Origin of the sequence: Psychrobacter sp. DM4 (genome assembly GCF_051307035.1) — a bacterium.
In the GTDB taxonomy this organism is placed as follows: Bacteria; Pseudomonadota; Gammaproteobacteria; order Pseudomonadales; family Moraxellaceae; genus Psychrobacter.
This window is the reverse complement of the sequence record NZ_CP195536.1, coordinates 1,101,373-1,124,410: the sequence shown is the minus strand read 5'-3', so window position 1 is coordinate 1,124,410 and position 23,038 is coordinate 1,101,373. Positions and strand designations below refer to the sequence as shown.

The window sequence follows — 23,038 nt, the reverse complement described above, 5'->3', positions numbered from 1 at the left end:
AAACCGAAATTGTTGTAATCTGCCTTATTATAGATTATGCTATTTAGCTCATACAAGCCATTTATGTAAAACAATGAGTTATGCAATCAATTGCTAGTACTAAGACCAATCCTAACTATTTACATTATTCAGTCACATCAGACAAGGAAGTCACATGATTAGAGATCAAGAAGTCCTCGACCATATCCTCAACACCGTTCGCCAATTTGTCAATGATCAGCTCATACCTAAAGAGGATTGGGTTGCCGAAAACGATCGTCTACCAGAAGACATCATCAGTCAAATGCGCGAATTAGGATTATTCGGTCTCACTATTCCAGAAGAATACGGCGGTCTTGGTCTGACTATGGAAGAAGAGGTCATCGTCGCCTTTGAGATGGGACGCACCTCCCCCGCTTTTCGCTCGCTCATCGGTACCAACAACGGTATCGGCTCTTTAGGGTTAGTCATCGACGGCACTGAAGAACAAAAACAAAAGTACCTGCCTAGGCTCGCTAGCGGTGAGATTATCGGCTCGTTTTGTTTGACTGAACCTGAGTCTGGCTCGGATGCGGCCTCCCTTAGAACGACTGCTATCAAAGATGGTGATACTTATGTTCTAAATGGCACCAAGCGTTATATCACTAACGCGCCTGAAGCAGGTATATTTACCGTGATGGCGCGTACCGATCCTGAGAATAAACGGGCGGGCGGTATCTCAGCGTTTATCGTTGAGAGCGATACCCCAGGTATTACGCTTGGTAAATGGGATAAAAAAATGGGCCAAAAAGGTGCGCATACTTGCGATGTTATCTTTGATAATTGCGTCGTACCTGCTGATGCACTTATCGGCGGTGTTGAAGGTGTCGGCTTTAAGACCGCGATGAAAGTACTTGATAAAGGGCGCTTACATATTGCCGCTGCCAGTACGGGCGCAGCCACACGCATGCTCGATGATGCCTTGCGTTATGCTGTCGACCGTAAACAGTTTGGTCAGCCTATTGCTAGTTTCCAGCTGATTCAGGCGATGCTTGCGGACTCAAAAGCGGAGATTTATGCGGCCAAATCTATGGTGCTCGATGCATCACGCCTGCGTGATGAGGGCAAAGATGTCGCTACAGAGTCCTCTTGTTGCAAGATGTTCGCCACTGAAATGTGTGGACGCGTTGCTGATAGAGCGGTACAGATTCTTGGCGGTGCCGGCTACATTGCAGATTATGGTATCGAGCGTTTCTATCGTGATGTGCGTCTGTATCGTCTATATGAAGGTACCACGCAGATTCAGCAGATCATAATCGCTCGTAATATGATCAGAGAAGTCAGTGAATAAACTCAACCAAGACTACAATTCTTTATGACAATATCTGATACGACCCCTAGCAGTGCATCCTTTGAGCTGCTTGAGCCTATGACCCAAATGCGAGATCAGAGTGATCGGCAGTTTGTGACCGCTCTTGCTCGCGGGCTTGAGCTACTGCGCTGTTTTACTCCGCAGCAGCCACTACTCGGCAATCAAGAGTTGAGCCAATTAACGGGTCTACCTAAAGGCACGATCACGCGCCTAACATATACTTTGGTCAAATTGGGCTACCTAAAACAATCCACCACAAGTAGCAAATATCAGCTAGCGGTTGGCGTATTAGGCTTTGGCTATACGATGATGGCGAACATCTCTATCAACAATCTAGTCACGCCGCATATGGAGGAGCTTGCGAACTACGCTGGTAGTGCGGTTGCCATGGCGACTCGTGACAGGCTAATGATGGTCTATCTTCACGTGGTACAAGGCTCTAGTACCACAACGATGCGCCGTAATGTCGGCTCCTATTTACCTATGCACTCTAGTGCGATGGGACGCGCCTGCCTAGCGAGCATGCCTACCCCTGAACAGGATTTTATTATGAATGCGATTCGGAGTAAGCATGATAAAGACTGGTCAAAAATAAAACGTAGCTTAGATCTAGCCTTTAAAGACTTTGAGGACTTTGGGTATTGTTTTTCGTTTGGGGACTGGCAAAAGGATGTCAATGCGGTTGCTACGGCTATTATGCACCCCGTTGAGGGCTTACTCACTTTTAATTGCGGCGCGCCAAGTTTTGTGCTGAGTCGCAAAACGCTTGAAGAGGATATCGCCCCAAGGCTCTTGCATATGAAACATAATATTGAAAGCAACCTTTATGTACTTTGATAAAACAGACTTTAGATATATTGTTTATTGCCAATGATGAAGGAATTGTGCAAATCACTTTGTTCACTCCTCTAATTCCGAATGAGACCGGTCGTTAATGTTTATGATTGCAACGTTCGCGAGTAAAACTTAATTAATTTCTACCAGAGTATAAGTATCTCAAAAGTGTAAATGTTTGTAACATCTGACGAGCGTAGCAATATTGCCGATAGAAAGACAAACAGCTACAGAAATTTAAGGGTATACTTTGTAACAACTATGGTTATTGATAATAAAAATCACTGTAGTTTCAATAATTTACTTCACTCTTATTTTAGTTTCTCTACAAGGATACGTATGAAACACACGACAAAAGCACTGATAGCAGCGATAGCTCTAAGCATGAGTGCAAGTGCAGTCGCTTCAAGTCACCGCGAAGCCCCTTCAATTACCAAAACTCCAAAAGTCGATGCCTCTGACTTTTATATGTTCAATAGTTACGAGAACAACCGTAGTGATTACGTCACGATTATCGCAAACTATCTGCCATTACAGGATGCATACGGCGGGCCTAATTATTTCGCTCTTGACCCAGATGCGCTGTATGAGATTCACATCGATAACGATGGCGATGCTGTTGAAGATATCACCTTTCAGTTTGATTTTACTCAAGACCTAAATAGCATTGAGATCGATTCAGGCGGTCCATCAAAAGTCGCTATTCCTTTATCCAATGCTGGTGATGCGTCGATCAAAAATAATTTACAAACTAGTGAAAAATATGAAGTAACCATGGTCAAGGGTGATCGCCGTAGTGGCAACCGTACGTCATTAGGTAATTTTGATAAGCCGTTTGATTATATTGGTACCAAATCTTTCGCTGACTACCCTACTTATGCAAGAGGATTTATTAACGATTTAACCATTCCAGGCTGTAATGCTAAGGGTAAAGTATTCGTCGGTCAACGTGCTGAAGGCTTTTCGATTGATCTAGGTAAAGTATTTGATCTAATTAATCTTGATCCTACACTGTCGCGTACTGGTGGAACTAATATATTAGCAGATAAGAACGTCACCTCTATTGCAATGGAAGTGCCAAAAGCTTGTTTAGTTGCTGGTTCTGACCCTGTCATCGGTGCTTGGACGACAGCAAGTGTGCGTCAAGCAACCTTGGTAAATGGCAATCCTGCTTCAGGCATTAGTACTACTGCCAAAAAAGGCGGCGCTTGGACGCAAGTTTCACGACTAGGTATGCCGCTAGTTAATGAAGTGGTTATCGGTCTAAAAGACAAAGATAAGTTCAATGCTTCAGAGCCAAAAGATGATGTGGCAAACTTTAAAGATTATGTCTTTTATCCAACGCTTCCAAAACTTATTGAGACTTTATTTGCAGCACCTGCGCCGACCAACTTTCCACGTCAGGATCTTGTGACTGCGTTTTTGACGGGCGTACCAACGGTTAACAAACCTGCTAATGCCAATCAAGTTCCAGCCGACATGTTGCGCTTAAACACCAACATTGCTGCTGTGGCCGCTGGCAATCAAAACGACTTAGGACTACTTAGTCTTATTCAAAGCGTTCAAACTGATGGACGACCTAGTACTGGTGTAGATACTGCTGGATTTCCAAATGGTCGACGCCCGGGTGATGATGTAACTGATATTGCGCTTCGAGTCTCTATGGGTGCACTGTGTCACGCCGGTCTACCAGCTGCGGTGACTTGTGTACCAGCTGATGCCAAAGCGGGTAAAGCATTGCTCACCGATCGCGCTACTCTCAAAACTGCGAATGACTTTGACTCAGTGTTCCCTTATCTAACTACCCCTAATGCTGGTAGTGGAAACTCAGGTTCAGATTCAGATAGTCGATAAGCTGACGCTAACTCAAGGAGAATGACAATGCGCCATGTACTTTTAGCAATGGTATTCGCCGGATCAGCTGCTCTTATTGGTTGCTCCGACAGTGATAATAATAATTTCGATACTCAAAATCAGGTTGATAATGACCTGATAAGAGATCAAAACAATGCTCAATTGGCAGTAGATAGAACCTCTGATGTAATTGATGCTAGCCCAGATGTAAACGGTGTCAACACTGCCGAACCGCAAGACATAGATCGTATTGTATTGCCTGAAGCCAATCGGGCAGAGCCTATCGCTATTGAAGATGCTAACGCTTCTTTATAGTGTAGTATAAGAGACAGCCAGCACCTAATCGGGTTACTGATCAGGTGCTTCTTTACGTTTTGCAAGGAGCACTTTTATGCTATGGATCAAGCTCTCTATCGGCTTACTACTAGCAATACTTAGTAGCCAGCCATTATATGCTGCGCCCTTTATACCGACAGATGATTTGCAAATACTTGAGACTTTGCCAACAGACTCCCCCTCTCCTCGCTATAGCAGCGTATCTGATCTAACCGCCACTACTACTCTTAATAGTGCGGACAATGCCAAGCAGCTACTAGAACGCGCTTATTTAGAAGGCGACCCGCGCGCGCTCGGGCAAGCACGCGCACAATTAGATCAAAGCGAAGATCAAAGCATAGAGACGCTGATGCTACGAGCGCGAGCACTCCAATCCGACCATAGATTTACTCAGGCAAAAGAGATACTAGCGCAAATACTCAATCAAGACCCCGCGCACCCAGATGCCTTATTAACGCTATCCTCGCTGCTGGTTGTGCAAGGACAGTTCGATGAGGCTATGGATTATTGCGACCAGCTAAACGATCCTTCATTAGAGGTGTATCAGGCGGCCTGTATCGCTCAAATTCAAAGCATGACAGGGAAGCTAAGTCAAGCTAAGCAGACGCTCAATTCGCTTGCTAGCTTAGCGCCGCGTTTAGATGCGTCAACCGCGCTTTGGATATACTTAATTCAAGCAGATGCAGCCCTGCGTAGCTCTGATACCACCCTTGCTAATCAAGTGTTTGCGGTCATAGATGATCAAACAGTACCAGCACTGATGGCGCGCGCGGATTGGTTACTCAGTATCGGTAAATACCAGCAAGTAATCGATTTGCTACAAAATCATACCGATAAAGACGCGCTGCTGCTGCGCCTTATCGAGGCGCAAATGAAGATGGGCGACCCTAAAGCGGATGCAAACCTTGCATTAATGAAAGAGCGTATCGACGTTTGGCAATTGCGAGGCGAAAAAGCCCACACGCGTGAGCAAGCAATGTACGCTCTGCTTGCTAAGCAAAATGATGACGCGCTCAACTTAGCGCAGGACAACTGGCAGCAGCAGCGCGAAACCGCTGATATCGTGCTATATGCAACCACTGCCATAAAAGCGGATAGCAAAAAGGACATTAACATTATTCGTCAATTTATCAGCGATACGCAGTTTGAGTACCCTACGCTTGAGCGCGCTTTAATCTTAGGCAAAATTGAGGAGTGTCTAAACTGTACTGCGACGCAAGCGATGAATAAGGATAAGTCTTAATGAGCACTTATAACGGACTACATTGGCGGCGCACTTATCGCTATTTGATACTCTCACTGCTAACAATGCTGCTTGCAATGACAGCTACTCTAGTACAAGCACATGAGTCTAGTACCGCTTATTTGAACTTAAATGCTATTGATTCTGAGTCTCAGTACGCAGCTCAATATGAGTTGTCTCTACGAGATTTAGCGCTGCTCATAGATATAGACCCAAACCAAGATAGTGAAGTGAGTTGGTCGGAGGTTAAAGCACAAGCGCCGCTCATAGAGGCGCTAATTGCCTCGCAAGTTAGCTTGCAAAGCGTAGGACAACCCTGCCAAGTCACCACATTTGCGCCTTTAGCTATCAATACTCGCGGCGGCTTCAATTATCTATATACTGATTTTAAAGTGGCCTGTGCCTCTACTTTAGATAATCTTGACTATCAGACACTGGCAGGTATTGATGCCAATCACCGTCTGCTGTTGACCGAAGCAAGTGACGATACTTCACTGCAGGTATTGTCAGTGGGACAAAGTCCGCTTGGCTCGCAAGCTGATACAGGCATGCTGGCTATGGCGTTTAACTTTTTAAAAAGTGGTATACATCATTTGCTCATTGGTTGGGATCATTTGCTATTCTTGTTTGTATTGTTAATACCAGCGGTGTATATACGTAAACAAAAACAATTGGTGGCGGTGAGCAAACCAAAATCAGCACTATTAGAGGTATTTTGGATTGCAACGTCATTCACCTTGGCGCATTCAATCACGCTTAGCCTGGCTGCTTTGCAAGTTGTCAGTATACCTGCGCAAATTATTGAATCTATCATTGCGCTATCTATTGCCTTTGCTGCGCTGAACAATCTGGTACCGTTACTTAGAGTTAGAGCCGTCTATTTGGCCTTTGTATTTGGTCTGATTCACGGCTTTGGCTTTGCCAATGTCCTTGTCGATTTGCCATTAGCGACTAGTGCCCGCGTACTAGCGCTTCTTAGTTTCAATGTCGGAATTGAGCTTGGGCAACTGGTATTTATCGCCGTTGTTTTCCCGCTAGCCCTGATACTGCGTCATACGCAGTTTTATAAATGGGGTATTTTTTATCTGGGATCGCTTATAAGCATAGTTGTTGCGCTATGGTGGTTCTTTGAGCGGGCGCTTGGTTAGACATTTAACAGTCAAGTTTCAAACTCTCAAAATAAAAGCCCTGTTCTCATTGTGAGTTCAGGGCTTTTATTTTGTCAATGTGCAAAGACTATTTAATCATAGCTCATTGCCTTACCACTTAATTGCGGCGTAGCTGTTGTTAGGATGGTCGCTCGTATATCAAAGACATCGGCACAATAGCATCGACCTTGATACCTTGTTGTTGTATTGGATTAAGTTGCCCGCCTCTGACTTGCGTGGTTGATATAGCATCGATGATTGGACTACCTGACGTCTCAAGTATTTGTACCTCGGTGATATCGCCCTCTTTAGTGACATGCAACTCTAGTAATACGATAAATACATCCCCCAAATCTCTATCGATACTTCTCCAGACAACTGAAGACAGGCTAGTAATCGGTTCGCGTTCATCCTGCCAGCTGCCATAATCTGCGATAAAAGGCGTTATCTCATCGCTTTTGGTCACTGACTTATCAACCTTGTCCATATCTTCTTGTTGCTGCGCGGCTTGCTCAGCCGCTAAAGCAAGCATCTTAGTAATGGTTTCATTCTCAGCCTGTAATCGCCATTCTTCTTGCTGTTTGAGCTTCCTATCGGTCTGTCTGGCCAAAGACCGACGCTGCTCTGCTTGCTCGCGCTTGTGCTGCGCGTTGATTGCTCTAATCATAGCAGCAAGATCAAATTCGGAGTCTTCTGTTTGAGTGGCATCGCTAGATGAAGTTCTGGACTCTGTTATTGTCGCACTTTGTAGCGCTGAAGAGGTACGCTCTTGGCTAGACTCTGTATTGGGAGTATCCGTTGATGATATATTATCTTGTGTTTCTTCTATCTTGGAATCAGCTATCTGTAATGATTTATTAGACTCTTTGACTGCTAGCACAGGTTTGTCTTTGGCTGGCAAGACTGCTGGTTTTGGTGCAACTGACTTTGGTGTTGATTGAGGCTCGGCTACTTTTACGTTTTCAGGTATAGGCGTGACAAGTTTTGAGTCTGTGTTTACACTTTTCGTAGCCGCCTCCAGTGTGATCAGCTCTATTTGAATCGGTTTGGTGACAGGTATTATCTCAGCGCGCGTAGGCGTTTCTATAGACATCATCGCCCACACTGTAGCGCCGTGTAATACCAAAACCAGTATGACTATCGATGCTTTGAGTGAATGAGCTGACAAATTGCGTGTCATAAAAACGCCAATATAAATCGTTGGTATGGTGCCCTATCCTTGGGCTTAAATCTAACTCAAAGCTATCAATAAAATCATAGCCTTATCGCCTAGTTAGGCTCTATAGTGCGCCAAATAGATCATTATAACAAGCGTAAGTTATAGCCCTAATCAGCTTACTTTCCAATGTTTACTATCTTGGGTAAAAAATCAGACTAGCATAATCAGATCATCACAAAAAAGCGGCTAGTTATCATAACAAACCGCTCTGTATGCTTTATAAGTTTTATAGATTATTTATGCTTTTGCTTCGATGTTTGCCATACTAGACGCCGCCTGCGCCTTTACTTGAAGCTTCACTGTTCTCGACCAGTATCGCAGCGGCCGTCTGTTTGAGTATCGCCCACTGTTCATCATCAACGTAGATGCCTTGCTTCCATGCGCGCTGATGGGTTTCAAACAGCTCATCGGTCGATATCTTATGACTAAAGTGTTCAATCTCTTGCTCAATGTCAAAATTGCTAGTGGCAAGCTCAATGACCATATCGTTGGTATCGTGACGCGTTTGCCTCTCATCAAAAAAGTAGATATCTGGATAGACAAAACCTTGATTTAAAGTAAATAGCGTATGCTTAGGCGCATGACCGTTGTCCCATTTTGCAAGGCAAGCTAAGCCTTTTGCCGCCAAACTCACAAGCTCGCTATATGCAAGCCAGCGATTATGACAGTTTTGCAAGGTCATTTTGAAATGATCGCGATTGTCCATCAGCTCAAGTGCATAGTCCATAACCGCGGGCAGGTGACAGGCCAGACTACTGTTATGCAAATTTAGACTAACCTCACCTATATCTTGATGAATAATCTCTATAGGCGTGTCTTGTTCTTTTAGAATAAAAGGCGTAGCGTTGTTAAATTGGCCCACACCATCCAGCCCTGCCATTTGCAATTCAGCGACCATAGTAGCGACTAAATCTGCCTCACCGACTTCACGGTGCAAGCCTGAGAACGCCTTGTATACCATAGAGACGATCTCGTTACGTGAGACGATCATAGCGCCGCCTCCTGATCTGACGCCGATACCTTTAGTACAGCTGTATTCTTGGGTTCTGCCGCAGACTCGTCAAGCTTAGGCAATAGCGGAAACAGCCACTCATCACTATGTACTTCATAAAATAAAGGCGCGCCTTGGAACAAAGTGACACGTACCCAGCGATCGGATCTGGGGTCAAATTTGGTTGCGCCAAACATAGAAAGCTTACAGCGGAGTAGATGAATAGGCAAAGTGTCCTTTTTGAGCACATTGATTTGGATATCGCCCATAGGCTTATGCCCCATCGTCCAGACGCGTCTGGCGATAGCGCGATACTTGGGCGCACCTAAGATAAACTGCGAGATAAGCTGCTCGGAATCAGCCTGTTTTAGCGTCAAGTATAGCTTGTTGGTTTGGCGGGCAATATCTAAGAATAACTCTCGATCATCGCCCTGCTCTTGTCCGCGTACGCCCATACGTGGCTCCTCTTTGTCCACTGAGCGATACCAAAACCAATAGCGGTTATCAGGCACACTGAAATCTATCGTAATGGCCCATTGATAGCGAGTCTCAAGCACTGTTATTAAGTCTTGAACGGTTTTGCCTTTAGGCAGCGATAGGGTCTCATCGGCATTGACCTTTTCTTGAAAGTTATCCACGCGCTCAGGATACAGCTCAATTAAGCAAGAGATCATCACCTCTTGGCTCTCATAATTGAGATGCTCATGATCTTGCAAAAAATCACCCCAACGCTTATAGCCCTTCATTGTCATGAGCATGTTATTTTGTAATAGCGTAAGCTCTGCGACGACAGTTTCATTCAACGTCACTTGCTGCTCATTAATAGTGATAATTTCAGTGAAATGCTGAATGGCGCGGCTCAATAAACTTGAAAAATAAGCAAGCCTTTCAGGCTCAATCGTACAGACTAGAACAGATTGTAGCGCCTCTTCACGCGTGGTCAGCCATTGATCAACGATACAAGGATGATTAATCAGATAAGGCGCCATACCTAATCCCGTCGCATTACCAATACCTAGATACCGCTTGATCTCTGGATGCAAGGTGACCGCTTTGCTGCCGCCTTTTTTCTTCGCCAAAAAATCTACCCAATCTAGGCTAAATTCACGTAACAAATAAACGGCGCACATCTGCGCGCGAAACGACTGATTAAAATCCTCGCTGTGATCCAGTGGCTTAAAGTCGTAAATGCCAAACTTACCATTGCCATAGACCGCCGTGGTACGCAGGATATAACCGACTTGCGCGAGTATATCGAGATCAGGCTGCTGACCCTCGGCTAATGATGAGACAATATGATCAAAGACGCGCACGCTTTTGTTGGCGCGCGCCAATACCATAACCATGTTGGAGTTGCGTCCCGCTTCTTGTAGCGGCACGTTAGCCTTTAGATTGTCGAGCAGCTCTTGGCTGATCTCGCCAAATACCAGACCGAAGGTAACATCCCACTTTTGCGCTATGACGCGATCGTTACGCTCATCATCGGCAAGCGCTTGGCAAAACACGACGAGATGGTAAGTGTGCTCAGGCGTTTGCAAGCGATAAATCACTTGCCCATAGCCGCCCTCGTCCAAATCCCAAAGATGAGTTGTCAGCGTCCATTGCTCCTTATCAATTTTACGCAGTAGTGTGCGCACAAAGCTGATGCGCGTTTGATGCATAGCACCTAGCCTTTGAGCACTCATCACTGTATCAGGGCTGCGTAAAGGCTGTGCCACTACGTCAAGACTATTATTACTTGCCTGAATCACATTCATAATGACACTACCTTATATAAAGGGTTGACCCTAAAAACAGTCAACCGTTGCGACAAACAACCTCTTTTACCTGTTTCATGCACTTGGGGTATATCCTCATTTAAAATGAAAATATACCCTTATAAACTACTGGTTTTATTAATAATTTACCAGTGACCTATTGTCTATAACTTAGCGTCTGTTACTTAATATTCTTAGCTTGTCTTTCTTTAGCAAGCTGCTCCTCAGCGATTTTATGATTGGTTTCTACACGGTTAGGTCGGTACAGATCTTGATCTCGCGCCATTTGCTGAGCGATTTGTGGTCCATTCCAGAGTGACGGTAGTAAAATAAAGGACACGGGCACTGCGGTAATCACGATAAAGGATTGTAATGCGCTGACGCCGCCTGCACCCAAGGAGATCAAAACAATAGCGGTAATCCCCATCATTACGCCCCAAAAGGTACGTATCATAGCGTTTGGCTCATGCTCGCCGCTAATAACGACACTGATGGTATAAGTCATCGAATCGCCTGTGGTCACGATAAAGACGGTGGTCAAAATCAAGAACAATATCGAGGTAATTAGAGGGAACGGTAATTGCTGGGTGACCGCAAGGAGCGCGCCTGGCAAGTTAAAGCCTTCAAAAGCGGCGCTCACGCTACCCGGATTGGCAATCTCAAAAGCTAGACCTGAACCGCCAACGACGGTGAACCAAAAACAAGTCACGAGTGGCGCGATAATACAAACGGTCGTTATCAGCTGGCGAATGGTACGACCACGCGAGATGCGCGCGATAAAGATTGCCATCATAGGACCATACCCTAAGAACCAACCCCAAAAGAATACCGTCCACCAGCCAAGCCAATCCTCATCACCGCGAAAAGTCGCCATTGGAATGAAGTTGTCAACCATAGTACCCACGCCTTGGATATAGCCGTTGACAATAAAGTTGGTCGGTCCAAACGCTAAGATAAAGACCATAAGTACAACGGCTAATATGACGTTAAATCGACTGAGCAGCTGCATACCCCGAGCCAGACCACTGATCGCAGAAATCGTATAGAGAATAATAGCGAAGACAATAATGAGGAGCTGAGTGATAAAAGTATCAGGAATGCCAAACAGCTCATTTAATGCATAGCTCGTCTGCAATCCCAAAAATCCAATAGGTCCAATCGTGCCTGCCGCTACTGCGATAATACAACAAGCATCGATAATAGCGCCGGTCTGACCGGTGAGCACGCGCTCGCCGAACACAGGATACAAGAGCGTACGCGGTTTGAGCGGTAGACCCTTGTCATAATGCAAATGCATCACGACGATCGCCGTTAAACTATCGACAATCGACCACGCCAAAAAGCCCCAATGCATAAAGGACTGGGATAAAGCATTAAAAGCACGTTGTTGCAAATCTGGCGACTCACCATATAAAGGTGGCGCTGAGACAAAATGCGCGATAGGTTCAGCCGCTGCCCAAAACACTCCGCCACCTGCAAGCAGCGTACAAAACAAAATAGCCATCCACTTAAAATTATCCATCTCAGGCTTAGGCAGGTTGCCCAAAATAACTCGTCCCGTACGACCAGCACCAACGGCGAGTGCAATCACAAAAGTCGCTAATAGTAATATCTGCCAAAAGGGGCCAAAGATATTGGCTGACCAAGCAAAAGCGGTATTTACGACGACGGCTAGTTGCTCTTCTGCAAATATTGCCATCAATACAAAGAGGGTAATAAAACCGCCGCTGTACCAAAAGGCTGGGTTTTTGAGACCTAAAGTATCTGTTGAGACTTCCGTGCGAGTTAAGTTGCCCGAAGTTGAGCTTGGATTGTGTGAGCGTCCCTGCTCTTTATCGTTAAATCCTTTTAAATCGGCCATGGTATGGCTCCAGTCCTGTTGCATCAAAATTAACTAAGGTACAAATCAAATGAGAGTCTAAATAGGATAATTATCCTCTAAAATCTGTATCTCTAAATGACAATGAGCGCTATGAAGCAGCAGGTGCTTTATAGCGAAGTGACTTTTAACGGTAGTAAATAGCTATGCTTGCAAGGTTCTTAATGCTAAGGCGCAGGCTTAAGCCCTTGCTCCAAAAAGTCAAACCAGTTTTGACCGATGATCTTGCCCGCGTCAGACTCGTTAAAACCATGCTTGAGCAGACCGTTATAGATATTTTCCATGCCTTTTTTACCTGCAAACCAAGGCAGATTATCCGGCCATCCTGAATTATTTGAACTACCTTCACCATAATCCATCGCTTTGGACCAGCGCCCGTTACGCATCCATTCAAGTACAGATTTGGGCTGATTTAGGCATAGATCACTACCAATCGCTAAATGCTCTACGCCGTATTTATCCGCACAGTTGGCAATCATGGTACAAAAATCATCAAGCGTACAATCGCTACCGTTTGGCAAATGAAAGGGATATAAGCTAAAACCAAGCAATCCGCCCGCTTTGGTTAAAGCACTAATAACGGTATCTGATTTATTACGCAGCGCATCGTGAGCGGTAGTTGGATTGGCATGGCTGATACAAATCGGACGCGACGATACTTCTATCGCCTCAAGCGTGGACTGCTCAGCGCTGTGTGACATATCGACAATCATACCGACGCGATTCATCTCCGCTATCGCTTGTTCACCAAAACGCGTGACCCCACTATCCTTTGACTCATAACAACCTGTCGCTAGCAGGCTTTGATTGTTATACGTCAGCTGCATGATGAGTAAACCTAAACGGCGCATAACGCTAATCAGACCAATCTCATCATCGATAGACGAGCAATTTTGCGCGCCAAAGAAGATACCGACCCTGCCCTGCTCTTTTGCCGTTTGGATATCGTTGACCGAATATACAGGCATAATCAAATCAGAATTTTGCTCAAAGCGAGTGTGCCACTCAGCGAAACGGGTTATGGTCTGACGCGCATCTTCGTGATAGACCAAGGTGGCGTGCATCGCATTGATACCGCTATTTTTTAGCATCTTGAAGTAGTCGCGATCCCAGTGGCTATACTGCAAACCGTCGATGACGATATGATCTTGGTACATATTGATATCCCTCTTATGACTCATTCTTAAACTTAATTCTGACGTAGGGTGGGTTAGCGACAGCGTAACCCGCCGACATTTAGCAATTTACATTTAAAGTGGCGGGTTACGTTTTGTCAGCACTCTTTACAAGAGCTTGAAAAACTAACCCACCCTACATCTACGCCTTATCTTATTAATACGCTTTTTGATAAGCGGTCTTGACGATGGTATAAAACTCTTTGGCATACTGACCTTGCTCACGCGGACCAAAGCTTGACTCTTTACGGCCACCAAAAGGCACATGATAATCCGTACCCGCCGTCGCCAGATTAACCATGACGCAGCCCGCTTGCACTTGCTCTTTAAACATCGCGCTATTACGCAGACTCTGGGTAATGATGCTACCTGTCAAACCAAAGCGCGTATCGTTAGTCATGGCAATTGCTTCTTCCAAATCTTTGGCGCGCATAACGCAAGCCAGCGGCGCAAACACTTCTTCTTGGTTAATATCCCAGCTGTTATCAGTTTCTGTGAACAAAGTTGGCGACATATAATAGCCATCATTGGCCATCTCTAGGCGCTCACCGCCAAAGGCTAAATTACCGCCTTCCTGCTTGCCCTTTTCGACCCAGTCCATATTTGAGGCGAGCTGCTTGTCATCCACGACAGGTCCCATAAAGATACCATCATCTAATGCATGACCGACTTTTAGCGTTTTCATACGCGCGATCATGGCATCAACAAAAGCGTCGTGTACGCCGTCCATGACGATCAAGCGTGAAGAGGCGGTACATTTTTGTCCAGAACCACCAAAAGCGCCTGCGATTGCGGCGTCTACAGCGACTTGCATATCAGCATCATCAGCGATAACCAAGGCGTTTTTGCTGCCCATCTCTAGCTGACAACGCACAAAGTTTGGCGCGGTGGCGGCAGCGACTTTGCGACCTGTCGATACTGATCCTGTGAAGCTCACCGCGTCGATGTCTTTTGAATGAATAAGCGCGTCACCTACCGATGAGCCGCCACCTAATAGCAAGTTAAACGTGCCCTCTGGCAGACCTTGACGATGAATAATCTCAGCCATAGCGACCGCGCTCGCTGGCGTCAGATTGGCTGGCTTCCAGATGACACTATTACCAAAGGCTAAGGCAGGCGCAATCTTCCAAACCGCTGTTGCCGTTGGAAAGTTCCAAGGCGAGATAATTGCGACTACACCGACGGCCTCACGAGTCACTTCAACTTTGACCCCAGGACGGACTGAATCTGCGGTATCACCGATTTGACGCAGTACTTCAGCCGCGTAGTAATGAAAGAACTGTCCTGCGCGATAAATCTCACCGCGACCCTCGGCAAAGGGTTTGCCTTCCTCAAGAGACAATAATGTGCTCAGCTCATCACAGCGAGCGATCATCTCATCGCCAATCGCTTGTAAGATAGATTGTTTTTTCTCAAGTGGCGTCGCCTCCCACTTTGGCTGAGCATGACGGGCGGCAGCAATAGCATCTTTGACTTGATCCGTACTTGCCTGTGCAAACGCACCTAAGCTTTCGCTGATGTCTGAGGGGTTGATGTTATTGATAGTATCGGTGCCCGCTTGCCATTCACCATTGATATAGATCGATTGGCTTGGGTCTTGTTGTAATACTGGTTTGGCAGTTTGAGTTGACATAAAAATCCTTAATAAACGATGAGAAACTAATGAGTAATGAAATTACATTTTTATAATTATAAATTTAAGGGACGCTAGCATAAACGACTAGCTCAACAAGCATCTCTTCTCTTGCCAGTCCTGCTATCACTAGGGCGGCGCGGTTTGGATAAGGCGCTTCAAAGTATTCAGCATAGACTTGATTGACCGTCTTTAGATACTCGCGGTCAGTCACATAGATGAGCACTTGGAGTACCGCATCCATACCAACGCCTGCGCTCTCTAGCGTATGCTTTAGGTTGTCCAATGTCTGACGCGTTTGCGCCTCGATACCGCCGCTAACGACTTCACCTTTATTATCGATAGGAATCTGTGCGGTGTACAACGTGCCGTTGCTAGTGACGGCCCACTCAAGGGGTGCTTTTGAGGCGTATAATGAGGTTTTGACAGCTTGCTTAGGTGAGTGAGTGGTCATATAACAATAGTCCTTTGAGTGATGAGTATCTTTGCCACAGCGGATACTTAGACGTTCCTTGGGTTAGCATCTATGCTACTCTTTTGACCTTAACAAATCTAACTCATTAAATATTAATAATGATAAATTTAATCTATCACGTGTTATAGTTCTTATGCATGATTAGCTCGGCTTGAATTTGCTTCAATACATATGAATTTATCGGAAAATAAGATATGAAGTTACAGCAGTTAAGGCACTTTTTATTGGTGGTAGAGGCAGGCGGCTTTCGCGCAGCAGCAGATCGCGCCAATCGTACGCAGGCTGCGTTATCCGCTTCTATTAAAGAGTTAGAAAAATCACTCGGTCAAAGACTGTTTGAGAGTGGTAATACCGCAATTCTTAGCGCTTTTGGTGAATCTTGCCTACCAAAGATTGGGCAATTTATAGATACTGCTCAAACGTTAGAGGAAGATCTAAAATCACTCGCGGCTGGTAACAAAGGTAAGATTAGGATTGCAAGTGTGCCATCATTAGTCACAAAGCTGCTACCAAGCGTACTGGCCGCCTACTCACAAAAATATCCTGATATTGAAATTGTTCTTATCGATGATAATTCCATCGGCGTCGCAAATCGGTTATTGGCAGGCGAAGTGGACTTGGCATTGGGCAATGATGCTCGAATGGATCAGGCGGATATTGACTTTACCGCGCTCATATCAGACCCTATCGGCGTAGTGTGTTTGAAGAGTAATGCCTTGTATCAGCAATTAATAACGCCTAAACAAGCATCCTCAAAGTCACTACGGCATGGTCTTAAATGGCAGCAATTGGTCGGACAGCCATTCATTTATAATGGTACTTGCCGCCTGCTTGAGAACACTCCTGCTGAAACGCTCAATAGACAAGCTCGCTATACCGTTGAAAATATTACCTCTCTATTCTCCTTGCTTCGTCACGACCTAGGCATTACAACATTACCTAAACTCGCCTTTCCCGCCAATGAGCCAGAGCTGGTATGGATACCTTTGCTCGCGCCTACCTTGACGCGACAAATTGGTATCTTTAGGTTAAGAGACAAAAGTATCTCTCCTGCCGCCGCTGCCTTTTATGAGCTATGCATTCAGCATATTCAGGACCATTACTTGCTGTAGTGAGACGGTTTGAGTCTTCGAGTAGACAACTATGATTTTAGATACGGTTTTTGATATTGTGCAGACCATACCTGCTTGGCATCTAGCAGGTCTCTTTGTCATGGGTATGTTTGCTTTTATTCTCTCGACACTATCGGGTGGTGGCGGCGCTCTGCTGCTGATACCTATTACCTCTTGGATGGTAGGAGCATCAGCCGCACCGCCCATTATCAACTTAGGTACTTTTATCAGTCGTCCTGTGCGCTTGTATCTATTTTGGCATGATATTGACTGGTCACTCATCAAATACTATGTGCCCAGTGCGATCGTTGGTGCGTGGCTAGCTGCATTGTTATTTAGTCAACTTGAGGGAAGCTGGATTCAGCTCTTGATCGGTGTGTTTTTGGTCTCTACCGTGTTTCAATATCGCTTTGGCAAGATTGATAAAAGCTTTGATATGCCAAAGTCAGGCTTTGTTCCATTAGGATTTGTCACCGCTTTTATCAGTACGCTAGTGGGTGGTCTTGGCCCTATTCTCAACCCTTTTTATATGAATACAGGCTTACAAAAAGAGCGCTTAATCGCTACCAAAACGGCCAACTCATTCTTTGTCGGGCTGGCACAGATTGGCAGTTATACCTTTTTTGGCGTACTAACTGCGCAACTTTGGATCTATGGTCTAGCGCTTGGACTTGGCGCTGCACTTGGCAATGTCATAGGCAAGCACTTCTTAGCAGGCATGAGTGTTCGTCAGTTTAGAATCATGCTCATAGCGCTGATGGTTGTGAGTGGAATAGTCATGATTGTTTCAAATATTAATATTTTGTTTTAACTTCTCTAAAACATCGTATTCTTAAACTAAATTAACAACACTACAGCACAATATAAAAGCCATTATTGCTGAAGTAATGAGACTTTCATTAAAAAAGGTGTGATTATGACTTTTCTATCGAAGACCAAACCTAGCATCGTGACAATGGATGACGACACTTGTCACTGTACCAAGTGTAATTGTAGTAGTAAGGCTACTTGCAAAAACTGTAACTGCTGTAGTAACTGCTGCCAGTGTGATTAGACCTAAACAAAAACAAGTGTGAAGGCAGCAATCGATTATTTAGTGATAAAGCCAGCATTCTAGATATATAGGATGCTGGCTTTGTTATTTAGTGATTTTATATTTAAAGATGATTTGAAACGGTATCCTTTGGTACAAACTCAAGATTGTATATACTACCATGCGAGGACTAATATAGCGGCGGCGATAGACCATGCCACCACGCCTAATAGCAACGCCTTGTATAAGCTCATATAATTAATACCGAAGAAGACTACGAGCGTATAGATCAAGTGCGGTATGACGCCCAGCATACTAAATATCAAAGCGACTTTTAGATCTGCACCGCTACGCTCAGTGCTAACAATAAAGTGACTAATGAGCGTAAAGGTTGGAAAAAGATGAGCAAAAGCAGCTAAATAAAAAAAGCGAGTTTGTGCGAGAAGTTGTATTAATAACACCATGAGCGCACCGATAAGCATCTTTGCCCAAATCATGTTATGGCGTCTCCTATTATCATCTGATATGTCAATTGTAAAAGCATAGCTCAGTTTTTGACTATACGATAGTTCCTAAGCAAAATTTGGCAGATAAAAGGGAGTATAACCTTTATAGTCCTTATTGAATTAGTCCTAGTTTAATTCACCTTATCCGCAATAAACCCCATTTAGCTCAAAACTAAATGGGGTCTTTAAAAAAACCAGTTATACAACGCGTTTAACAGCAAATAACTATTGCAGCGCCTTAGTAATATCAGCAAGCAGCGGCGGGATATCGTGCTTATCCGCTATCACCTCAAGCATCACTAGTTTGTCCGTCGTTGCTGCCGCAGTCTTGAGCGCAGCTTTTAGCTCGCCTGCTGTTTTAGCTCTAAGCGTTAAACTGTTGGTATCATTACCGCCAAACGCTTTTACCATAGTTTGCCAGTCGCAATGCGGGATATCATTGTAAAGTTGATTCTCGCCGTGTATCGCCCGCTCAACCGTATAACCATCATTATTGACCAGTACGATAAAGGGGTTGATGCCTTCTTTGAGCATGACCGCAATATCTTGGATCGTGAGCAGCGCTGAGCCATCTCCTATCAGTAGTACGCTACGCTTGTGCGTGGAGGCAATTCCTGCGCCAAGGCTAGCGGGCAAAGTATACCCAATCGAGCCCCACATCGGCTGTCCATAGCAAGTCACTCCAGCTGGTAGGCGCGTATCACTGATACCAAAATACGCTGTTCCTTGATCAGCGAACACTAGATTGTTATGAGTGAGACTCTTTGCGATGATATGCCATAAGTCATCTTGACGTATCGCCTCATTATCTGCGCCAATCTGCTCGTGAGGAATCATAGCTTCACATAGAGGCATAGGTATAATATCGATACCTGAGGTCATCACTTCGTGCAAGGCTTGCAAGCTGTCTTTTAGCGCTATAGGAGCGAAATTCTGTCCGCCGATGCTGGCACGCTCATAGTGGACATCGACGACTGCTCTCTCATCGATATTTTGGCTAAATCCTGCGGTCGTCGTATCTGTATAACTGACTCCAATCTTAATCAAACATTGGCAGTTTTCAACCGCATCTTTGGCTACAGGTCTTGAGGCCACACCTGAATAAGTGCCCACCCAGCGCGCGCCTTGCTCATCGAGTAAACTTTTGCCCCAAGATAACGTGGTATAAGGCACCTCGGTATCAGCAATTAATGCTCTGAGCTCATCTTGTAGTCCCATACGATGCACCATGAGATCTGCCATTAGTGTGGTCGTCTTGTTGGGCAAAAACTCAGTCAGTGCTTGCTTAAAAGCGCTCAATGCAGCAGCGCTAGTAATATCCTCTTGGCTATCATCTAGCTTAGTCGTTGGCGGATAAATCGGTAACTTTGCGACATCGGGTGATAACATTAGGTATCCTGGGCGATGCTTTTTGAGAGTCATTCGTATCACTCGATCAATCTCTGATGCGGCGTTTTCTGATGTGATCTGAGCCCGCGCGACTGTCACAGGCTCGACCATTTTTATGAAGTGATTGAATACGCCATCACCCAAAGAGTGATGAATACGGCTTTTTTCATTTTGTAATTTCGTTGCAGGCGCACCAACGATATGTAATACAGGTGCATACTCTGCAAAGGAGCCAGCCGTTGCGTTAATCGCAGACAGCTCGCCAACACCAAAAGTAGTCACCATCGCCGCAAACCCACGCTCGCGCGCATAGCCGTCAGCGGCGTATCCTGCGTTGAACTCGTTGGTGTTGCCCACCCAGCGCAGCTTATCTGAATCTATAATATTATCCAAAAACGATAAATTATAATCGCCCGGCACGCCGAATACTTCTGTGGCACCTGCTTCTGCTACTCGGTCAAATAAATAATCTGCGATGGTGTAAGCTTGATTCATATTAATCATCCTTGTATCTTATAGTCTCAAGACTATGGTAATTCGACGTATTAGTATTTAGAAAATATTTTGGAATACTAGTTATAAAAATATGTTATACCACAAGATTATGACAATGTCATACCGCTGTTTATCCATAATGACAATTTATAGGAAAATTATTGACAGGCTTAGAAATATACGTATAATATGCTGTCATCATCTAGCGATGCTTAGGTATGGCTGATACGATGATTCAGCGGGAATAGCTCAGTGGTAGAGCATAACCTTGCCAAGGTTGGGGTCGAGAGTTCGAATCTCTTTTCCCGCTCCAAATATGGCTTGAAAAAGCGCAAAAGCCTCACGACTCATACACGAGCGGTGAGGCTTTTTTTTGTCTATTTTTCAGGGGTTACAGAGGAATTCTCGAAATATATTTTTGAATATAGTTGAGTTTAGCTACTCAAACAAAAACCCCATTTTCGGTGCGGTGCTCATGTGGTACTTAAACTGTGCTGAGGGTACTTGTGAATGTGGCTATTGAATCTGGTGTTCATAGTGATAAGGTTTTTAAAAAAAGAAAGTCGGACTTGTTTTAGTAAAACGTTCTACTCCCAAAAACACTCTCTGAATTTGGAAGAACTTATAAACCAAATACTTTTTTCTTAACCCTAGACACAAGAGCTTGCCTAGGACTCTTGGTTCTAATAGGTCTAAGAACTAAATTACCTTGACAGTTTGGACAGATGCAGTCCATATTTTTGCTGCATGCTTCGCAGAAGGTACACTCATATGAACATATATACGCTACAGCAGTAAGCCCTGTATCTAAATTGCATTTCTCGCAGTTCGATTTCATTTTTAACATTTACTTCCCCTATCAGTTATTTGTATATCATGCTTGTTCTTACAAGCTCTGATTGGACACTATTTATTTATTCAGCCAATCAGCTACCTTAGACCACAGCGTATCTTAAAATCGAGGTTTGAAGAAGCCAGCATGACCTACTGTTCCAAGTCCAAGCTCAGAAACATTGATAAATTCGTAAGTAATGTAAGCATTGCAAAAATAGCCTAGTAATACATTGATATTCACCTCTGGCGCTAGCTCGTCATCGCTAAACCCAAGTGCCAATAATGGCTGACTAAGATTTTTATAACCGCTAAGTTCAAGCTCGAAAACTGGGTCAAATAAATATTTCTTTTTACTCATCCAAGCGCCCCACTGTCTAATAGCACTTGAGGGCACACTCATTTTGCCAAGTCCTACTTTTTTCGAAGAAAATTGCTCTCGCCTCGCTGAAAATAGGGGAATCACTAGCTTAGTAAAAGCATGTATATTTAGTCCTGTTTTCAGCGGCCAGCGTCGCCAATAAGGTGCGGATACAGCAATATGAACAATACGATTGAGAACTTTCGATGATGGCGCTAACCCCATGAGTTGTCCACCTATGCTATGTCCTAAAAATTGAATGGGAAAGTTATCGCTATAATTGTTCTGAGTAAATTGAATAACCGCTTCAATATCTTGTGTGCCCCAATTCTCCAAGCGAATCTGATAAGGTGAATCCTTAGCTAAAGACTGTCCAGTACCCCGATAGTCGAAGGTAATACAGTCGATTCCGCGACCTGCAAAGTATTCTGCGAAAGATTGATAATATGCTTGTGGCACAGCGACAGCAGGCGCAATGATAATCACGCTACTGGGAGTAGATGATTGGTATAAGGTTGCCAAAAGTGGATAACCGTCTTGAGTCTCAAGATGCTGAGTTTTTGCTTGTATATCTGTAAAAGTATTCATTACGATCATCCTTAGTTATTCAAATTCTAACCCTTTGCCTTATATTTTCTAATAGATACCTATGGTATTTAACATACTATTAGTATGTTAGTATAATAGCAAATTTATTAACCAATTGGATGCGCTATGAAAGGTATTTCTCGACGACAGCTTTATGCAGAGGAAACTCGCGAAGCTATTCTTAATTCAGCACAAGCGTTATTTTGCCGTGATAGCTTTGCTGGAACATCAATCGATACTATAGCGGCACAAGCACAGGTGACAAAAGGAGCGATTTATCATCATTTTAAAGATAAGCAGGCAGTGTTTGAGGCTTGCTTCGAGCAACAGGCGCGTCAGGTTTCTGAGGCGATAGCAGCAGCTCCTGATGGTGATAATGACTGGCAGACTGCGTTCAATCAGTGTCATGCTTTTTTAAATTTCATCCTTACTCACGGATCAAATACGATTCCTCTACAAGAGGTTATTACAGTATTAGGATGGGAGCAATGGCAAAAAATCGATAGTAGCCATACCATTAGACACATTGAAGGTATCGTCTCACAACTACAAAACAGTGGTCAGATGAAGCCTTATGCTCCTAACGTTGCAGTTAGTTTAATTTATGGATTACTAGTAGGAGCGGTTATGACACTGAGCACGCAACCAAACGTTAAGCAAACCATGAAAGATTTAGACAGTATGATCAAAGATATGTTGCTAGGACTAAAAGCTATTTGATTCACATAAAAATTCAACCAAAGTAAATGTTTGAGTCAGCTACCATCTTAAAAATCGGAGAACTAATTAGAACTCTGATATGTATAGCTCATCCAACGCCTACTTTGAGCTGTTAGTCAATCTTAGACA

Annotated in this window: 20 protein-coding genes and 1 tRNA gene; 10 read left to right on the top strand and 11 right to left on the bottom strand. The window is 44.4% G+C overall.

All coding sequences use genetic code 11. The features are described from left to right. Positions 1-154: 154 nt before the first annotated feature. The 6 genes from ACR64G_RS04950 (at position 155) to ACR64G_RS04925 (ending at position 6,745) form a co-directional block, all read left to right on the top strand. Positions 155-1,309 carry an acyl-CoA dehydrogenase family protein gene (locus tag ACR64G_RS04950; RefSeq protein WP_435980409.1) on the top strand — a complete coding sequence of 385 codons (1,155 nt, stop codon included), beginning with the start codon at positions 155-157 and terminating at the stop codon, positions 1,307-1,309. Positions 1,310-1,333: 24 nt separating this feature from the next. Beyond that, positions 1,334-2,167: an IclR family transcriptional regulator gene (locus ACR64G_RS04945; protein ID WP_435980408.1), complete on the top strand. Its 834-nt coding sequence runs from the start codon at positions 1,334-1,336 to the stop codon at positions 2,165-2,167. Between the two features lie 336 nt (positions 2,168-2,503). Then, a complete protein-coding gene (locus ACR64G_RS04940; RefSeq protein ID WP_435980407.1) occupies positions 2,504-4,018 on the top strand; it encodes a DUF4331 domain-containing protein in 1,515 nt (504 codons plus the stop codon). A 27-nt stretch (positions 4,019-4,045) separates the two neighbouring features. Beyond that, the gene (locus ACR64G_RS04935; protein ID WP_435980406.1) at positions 4,046-4,333 is read left to right on the top strand and encodes a hypothetical protein; all 288 of its coding nucleotides are present in this window, start codon (positions 4,046-4,048) and stop codon (positions 4,331-4,333) included. Between the two features lie 76 nt (positions 4,334-4,409). Beyond that, on the top strand, positions 4,410-5,597 hold the full coding sequence (locus ACR64G_RS04930) for a tetratricopeptide repeat protein (protein ID WP_435980405.1): 1,188 nt from the start codon (positions 4,410-4,412) through the stop codon (positions 5,595-5,597). Continuing rightward, positions 5,597-6,745 (top strand): HupE/UreJ family protein, encoded by a 1,149-nt coding sequence (locus ACR64G_RS04925; RefSeq protein ID WP_435980404.1) that lies wholly within the window; start codon positions 5,597-5,599, stop codon positions 6,743-6,745. The genes ACR64G_RS04930 and ACR64G_RS04925 overlap by 1 nt, the downstream gene beginning before the upstream one ends. Before the next feature lie 139 nt (positions 6,746-6,884). Here the strand turns inward: ACR64G_RS04925 and ACR64G_RS04920 are convergent, their stop codons facing one another. The 7 genes from ACR64G_RS04920 to ACR64G_RS04890 form a co-directional block, all read right to left on the bottom strand. After that, a complete protein-coding gene (locus ACR64G_RS04920) occupies positions 6,885-7,925 on the bottom strand; it encodes a hypothetical protein (protein WP_435980403.1) in 1,041 nt (346 codons plus the stop codon). Positions 7,926-8,229: 304 nt separating this feature from the next. Beyond that, complete coding sequence (locus ACR64G_RS04915; RefSeq protein WP_435980402.1) at positions 8,230-8,955, bottom strand: DUF3726 domain-containing protein; 726 nt, start codon at positions 8,953-8,955, stop codon at positions 8,230-8,232. After that, positions 8,952-10,712, bottom strand: coding sequence for a hypothetical protein (locus ACR64G_RS04910; protein ID WP_435980401.1), 1,761 nt, complete (start codon positions 10,710-10,712; stop codon positions 8,952-8,954). Before ACR64G_RS04910 ends, ACR64G_RS04915 begins: the two co-directional genes overlap by 4 nt. A gap of 181 nt (positions 10,713-10,893) precedes the next feature. Beyond that, positions 10,894-12,573 carry a BCCT family transporter gene (locus ACR64G_RS04905; RefSeq protein ID WP_435980400.1) on the bottom strand — a complete coding sequence of 560 codons (1,680 nt, stop codon included), beginning with the start codon at positions 12,571-12,573 and terminating at the stop codon, positions 10,894-10,896. A gap of 185 nt (positions 12,574-12,758) precedes the next feature. After that, a complete protein-coding gene (locus ACR64G_RS04900) occupies positions 12,759-13,748 on the bottom strand; it encodes a membrane dipeptidase (RefSeq protein ID WP_435980399.1) in 990 nt (329 codons plus the stop codon). A 175-nt stretch (positions 13,749-13,923) separates the two neighbouring features. Next, positions 13,924-15,399, bottom strand: coding sequence for an aldehyde dehydrogenase family protein (locus ACR64G_RS04895; protein WP_435980398.1), 1,476 nt, complete (start codon positions 15,397-15,399; stop codon positions 13,924-13,926). A gap of 64 nt (positions 15,400-15,463) precedes the next feature. Then, complete coding sequence (locus tag ACR64G_RS04890; RefSeq protein ID WP_435980397.1) at positions 15,464-15,853, bottom strand: RidA family protein; 390 nt, start codon at positions 15,851-15,853, stop codon at positions 15,464-15,466. A 215-nt stretch (positions 15,854-16,068) separates the two neighbouring features. Between ACR64G_RS04890 and ACR64G_RS04885 the strand changes: the two genes are divergently transcribed. Beyond that, positions 16,069-16,986, top strand: a complete 918-nt coding sequence (locus ACR64G_RS04885; RefSeq protein ID WP_435980396.1) for a LysR family transcriptional regulator — start codon at positions 16,069-16,071, stop codon at positions 16,984-16,986. Positions 16,987-17,017: 31 nt separating this feature from the next. Continuing rightward, entirely contained in the window at positions 17,018-17,797 is a 780-nt protein-coding gene (locus ACR64G_RS04880) for a sulfite exporter TauE/SafE family protein (RefSeq protein WP_435980395.1), read from the top strand. 398 nt (positions 17,798-18,195) lie between these two features. Here ACR64G_RS04880 and ACR64G_RS04875 read toward each other — a convergent pair whose 3' ends face one another. Together ACR64G_RS04875 and ACR64G_RS04870 are read right to left on the bottom strand one after the other, a co-directional pair. After that, a complete protein-coding gene (locus tag ACR64G_RS04875; RefSeq protein ID WP_435980394.1) occupies positions 18,196-18,516 on the bottom strand; it encodes a GlpM family protein in 321 nt (106 codons plus the stop codon). 234 nt (positions 18,517-18,750) lie between these two features. Next, a complete protein-coding gene (locus ACR64G_RS04870; RefSeq protein WP_435980393.1) occupies positions 18,751-20,409 on the bottom strand; it encodes an alpha-keto acid decarboxylase family protein in 1,659 nt (552 codons plus the stop codon). Between the two features lie 238 nt (positions 20,410-20,647). On the opposite strand from ACR64G_RS04870, the gene ACR64G_RS04865 reads away from it, so the two are divergent. Beyond that, positions 20,648-20,722: transfer RNA gene (locus ACR64G_RS04865), tRNA-Gly, on the top strand. 309 nt (positions 20,723-21,031) lie between these two features. On the opposite strand, the gene ACR64G_RS04860 is transcribed toward ACR64G_RS04865, so the two are convergent. Both ACR64G_RS04860 and ACR64G_RS04855 read right to left on the bottom strand, forming a co-directional pair. Further along, on the bottom strand, positions 21,032-21,247 hold the full coding sequence (locus ACR64G_RS04860; protein ID WP_435980642.1) for a DUF1272 domain-containing protein: 216 nt from the start codon (positions 21,245-21,247) through the stop codon (positions 21,032-21,034). 114 nt (positions 21,248-21,361) lie between these two features. Continuing rightward, positions 21,362-22,189 (bottom strand): alpha/beta hydrolase family protein, encoded by an 828-nt coding sequence (locus tag ACR64G_RS04855; protein ID WP_435980392.1) that lies wholly within the window; start codon positions 22,187-22,189, stop codon positions 21,362-21,364. 126 nt (positions 22,190-22,315) lie between these two features. Here ACR64G_RS04855 and ACR64G_RS04850 point away from each other — a divergent pair, with 126 nt between their 5' ends. Next, the gene (locus tag ACR64G_RS04850; protein WP_435980391.1) at positions 22,316-22,909 is read left to right on the top strand and encodes a TetR/AcrR family transcriptional regulator; all 594 of its coding nucleotides are present in this window, start codon (positions 22,316-22,318) and stop codon (positions 22,907-22,909) included. Positions 22,910-23,038 lie beyond the last annotated feature (129 nt).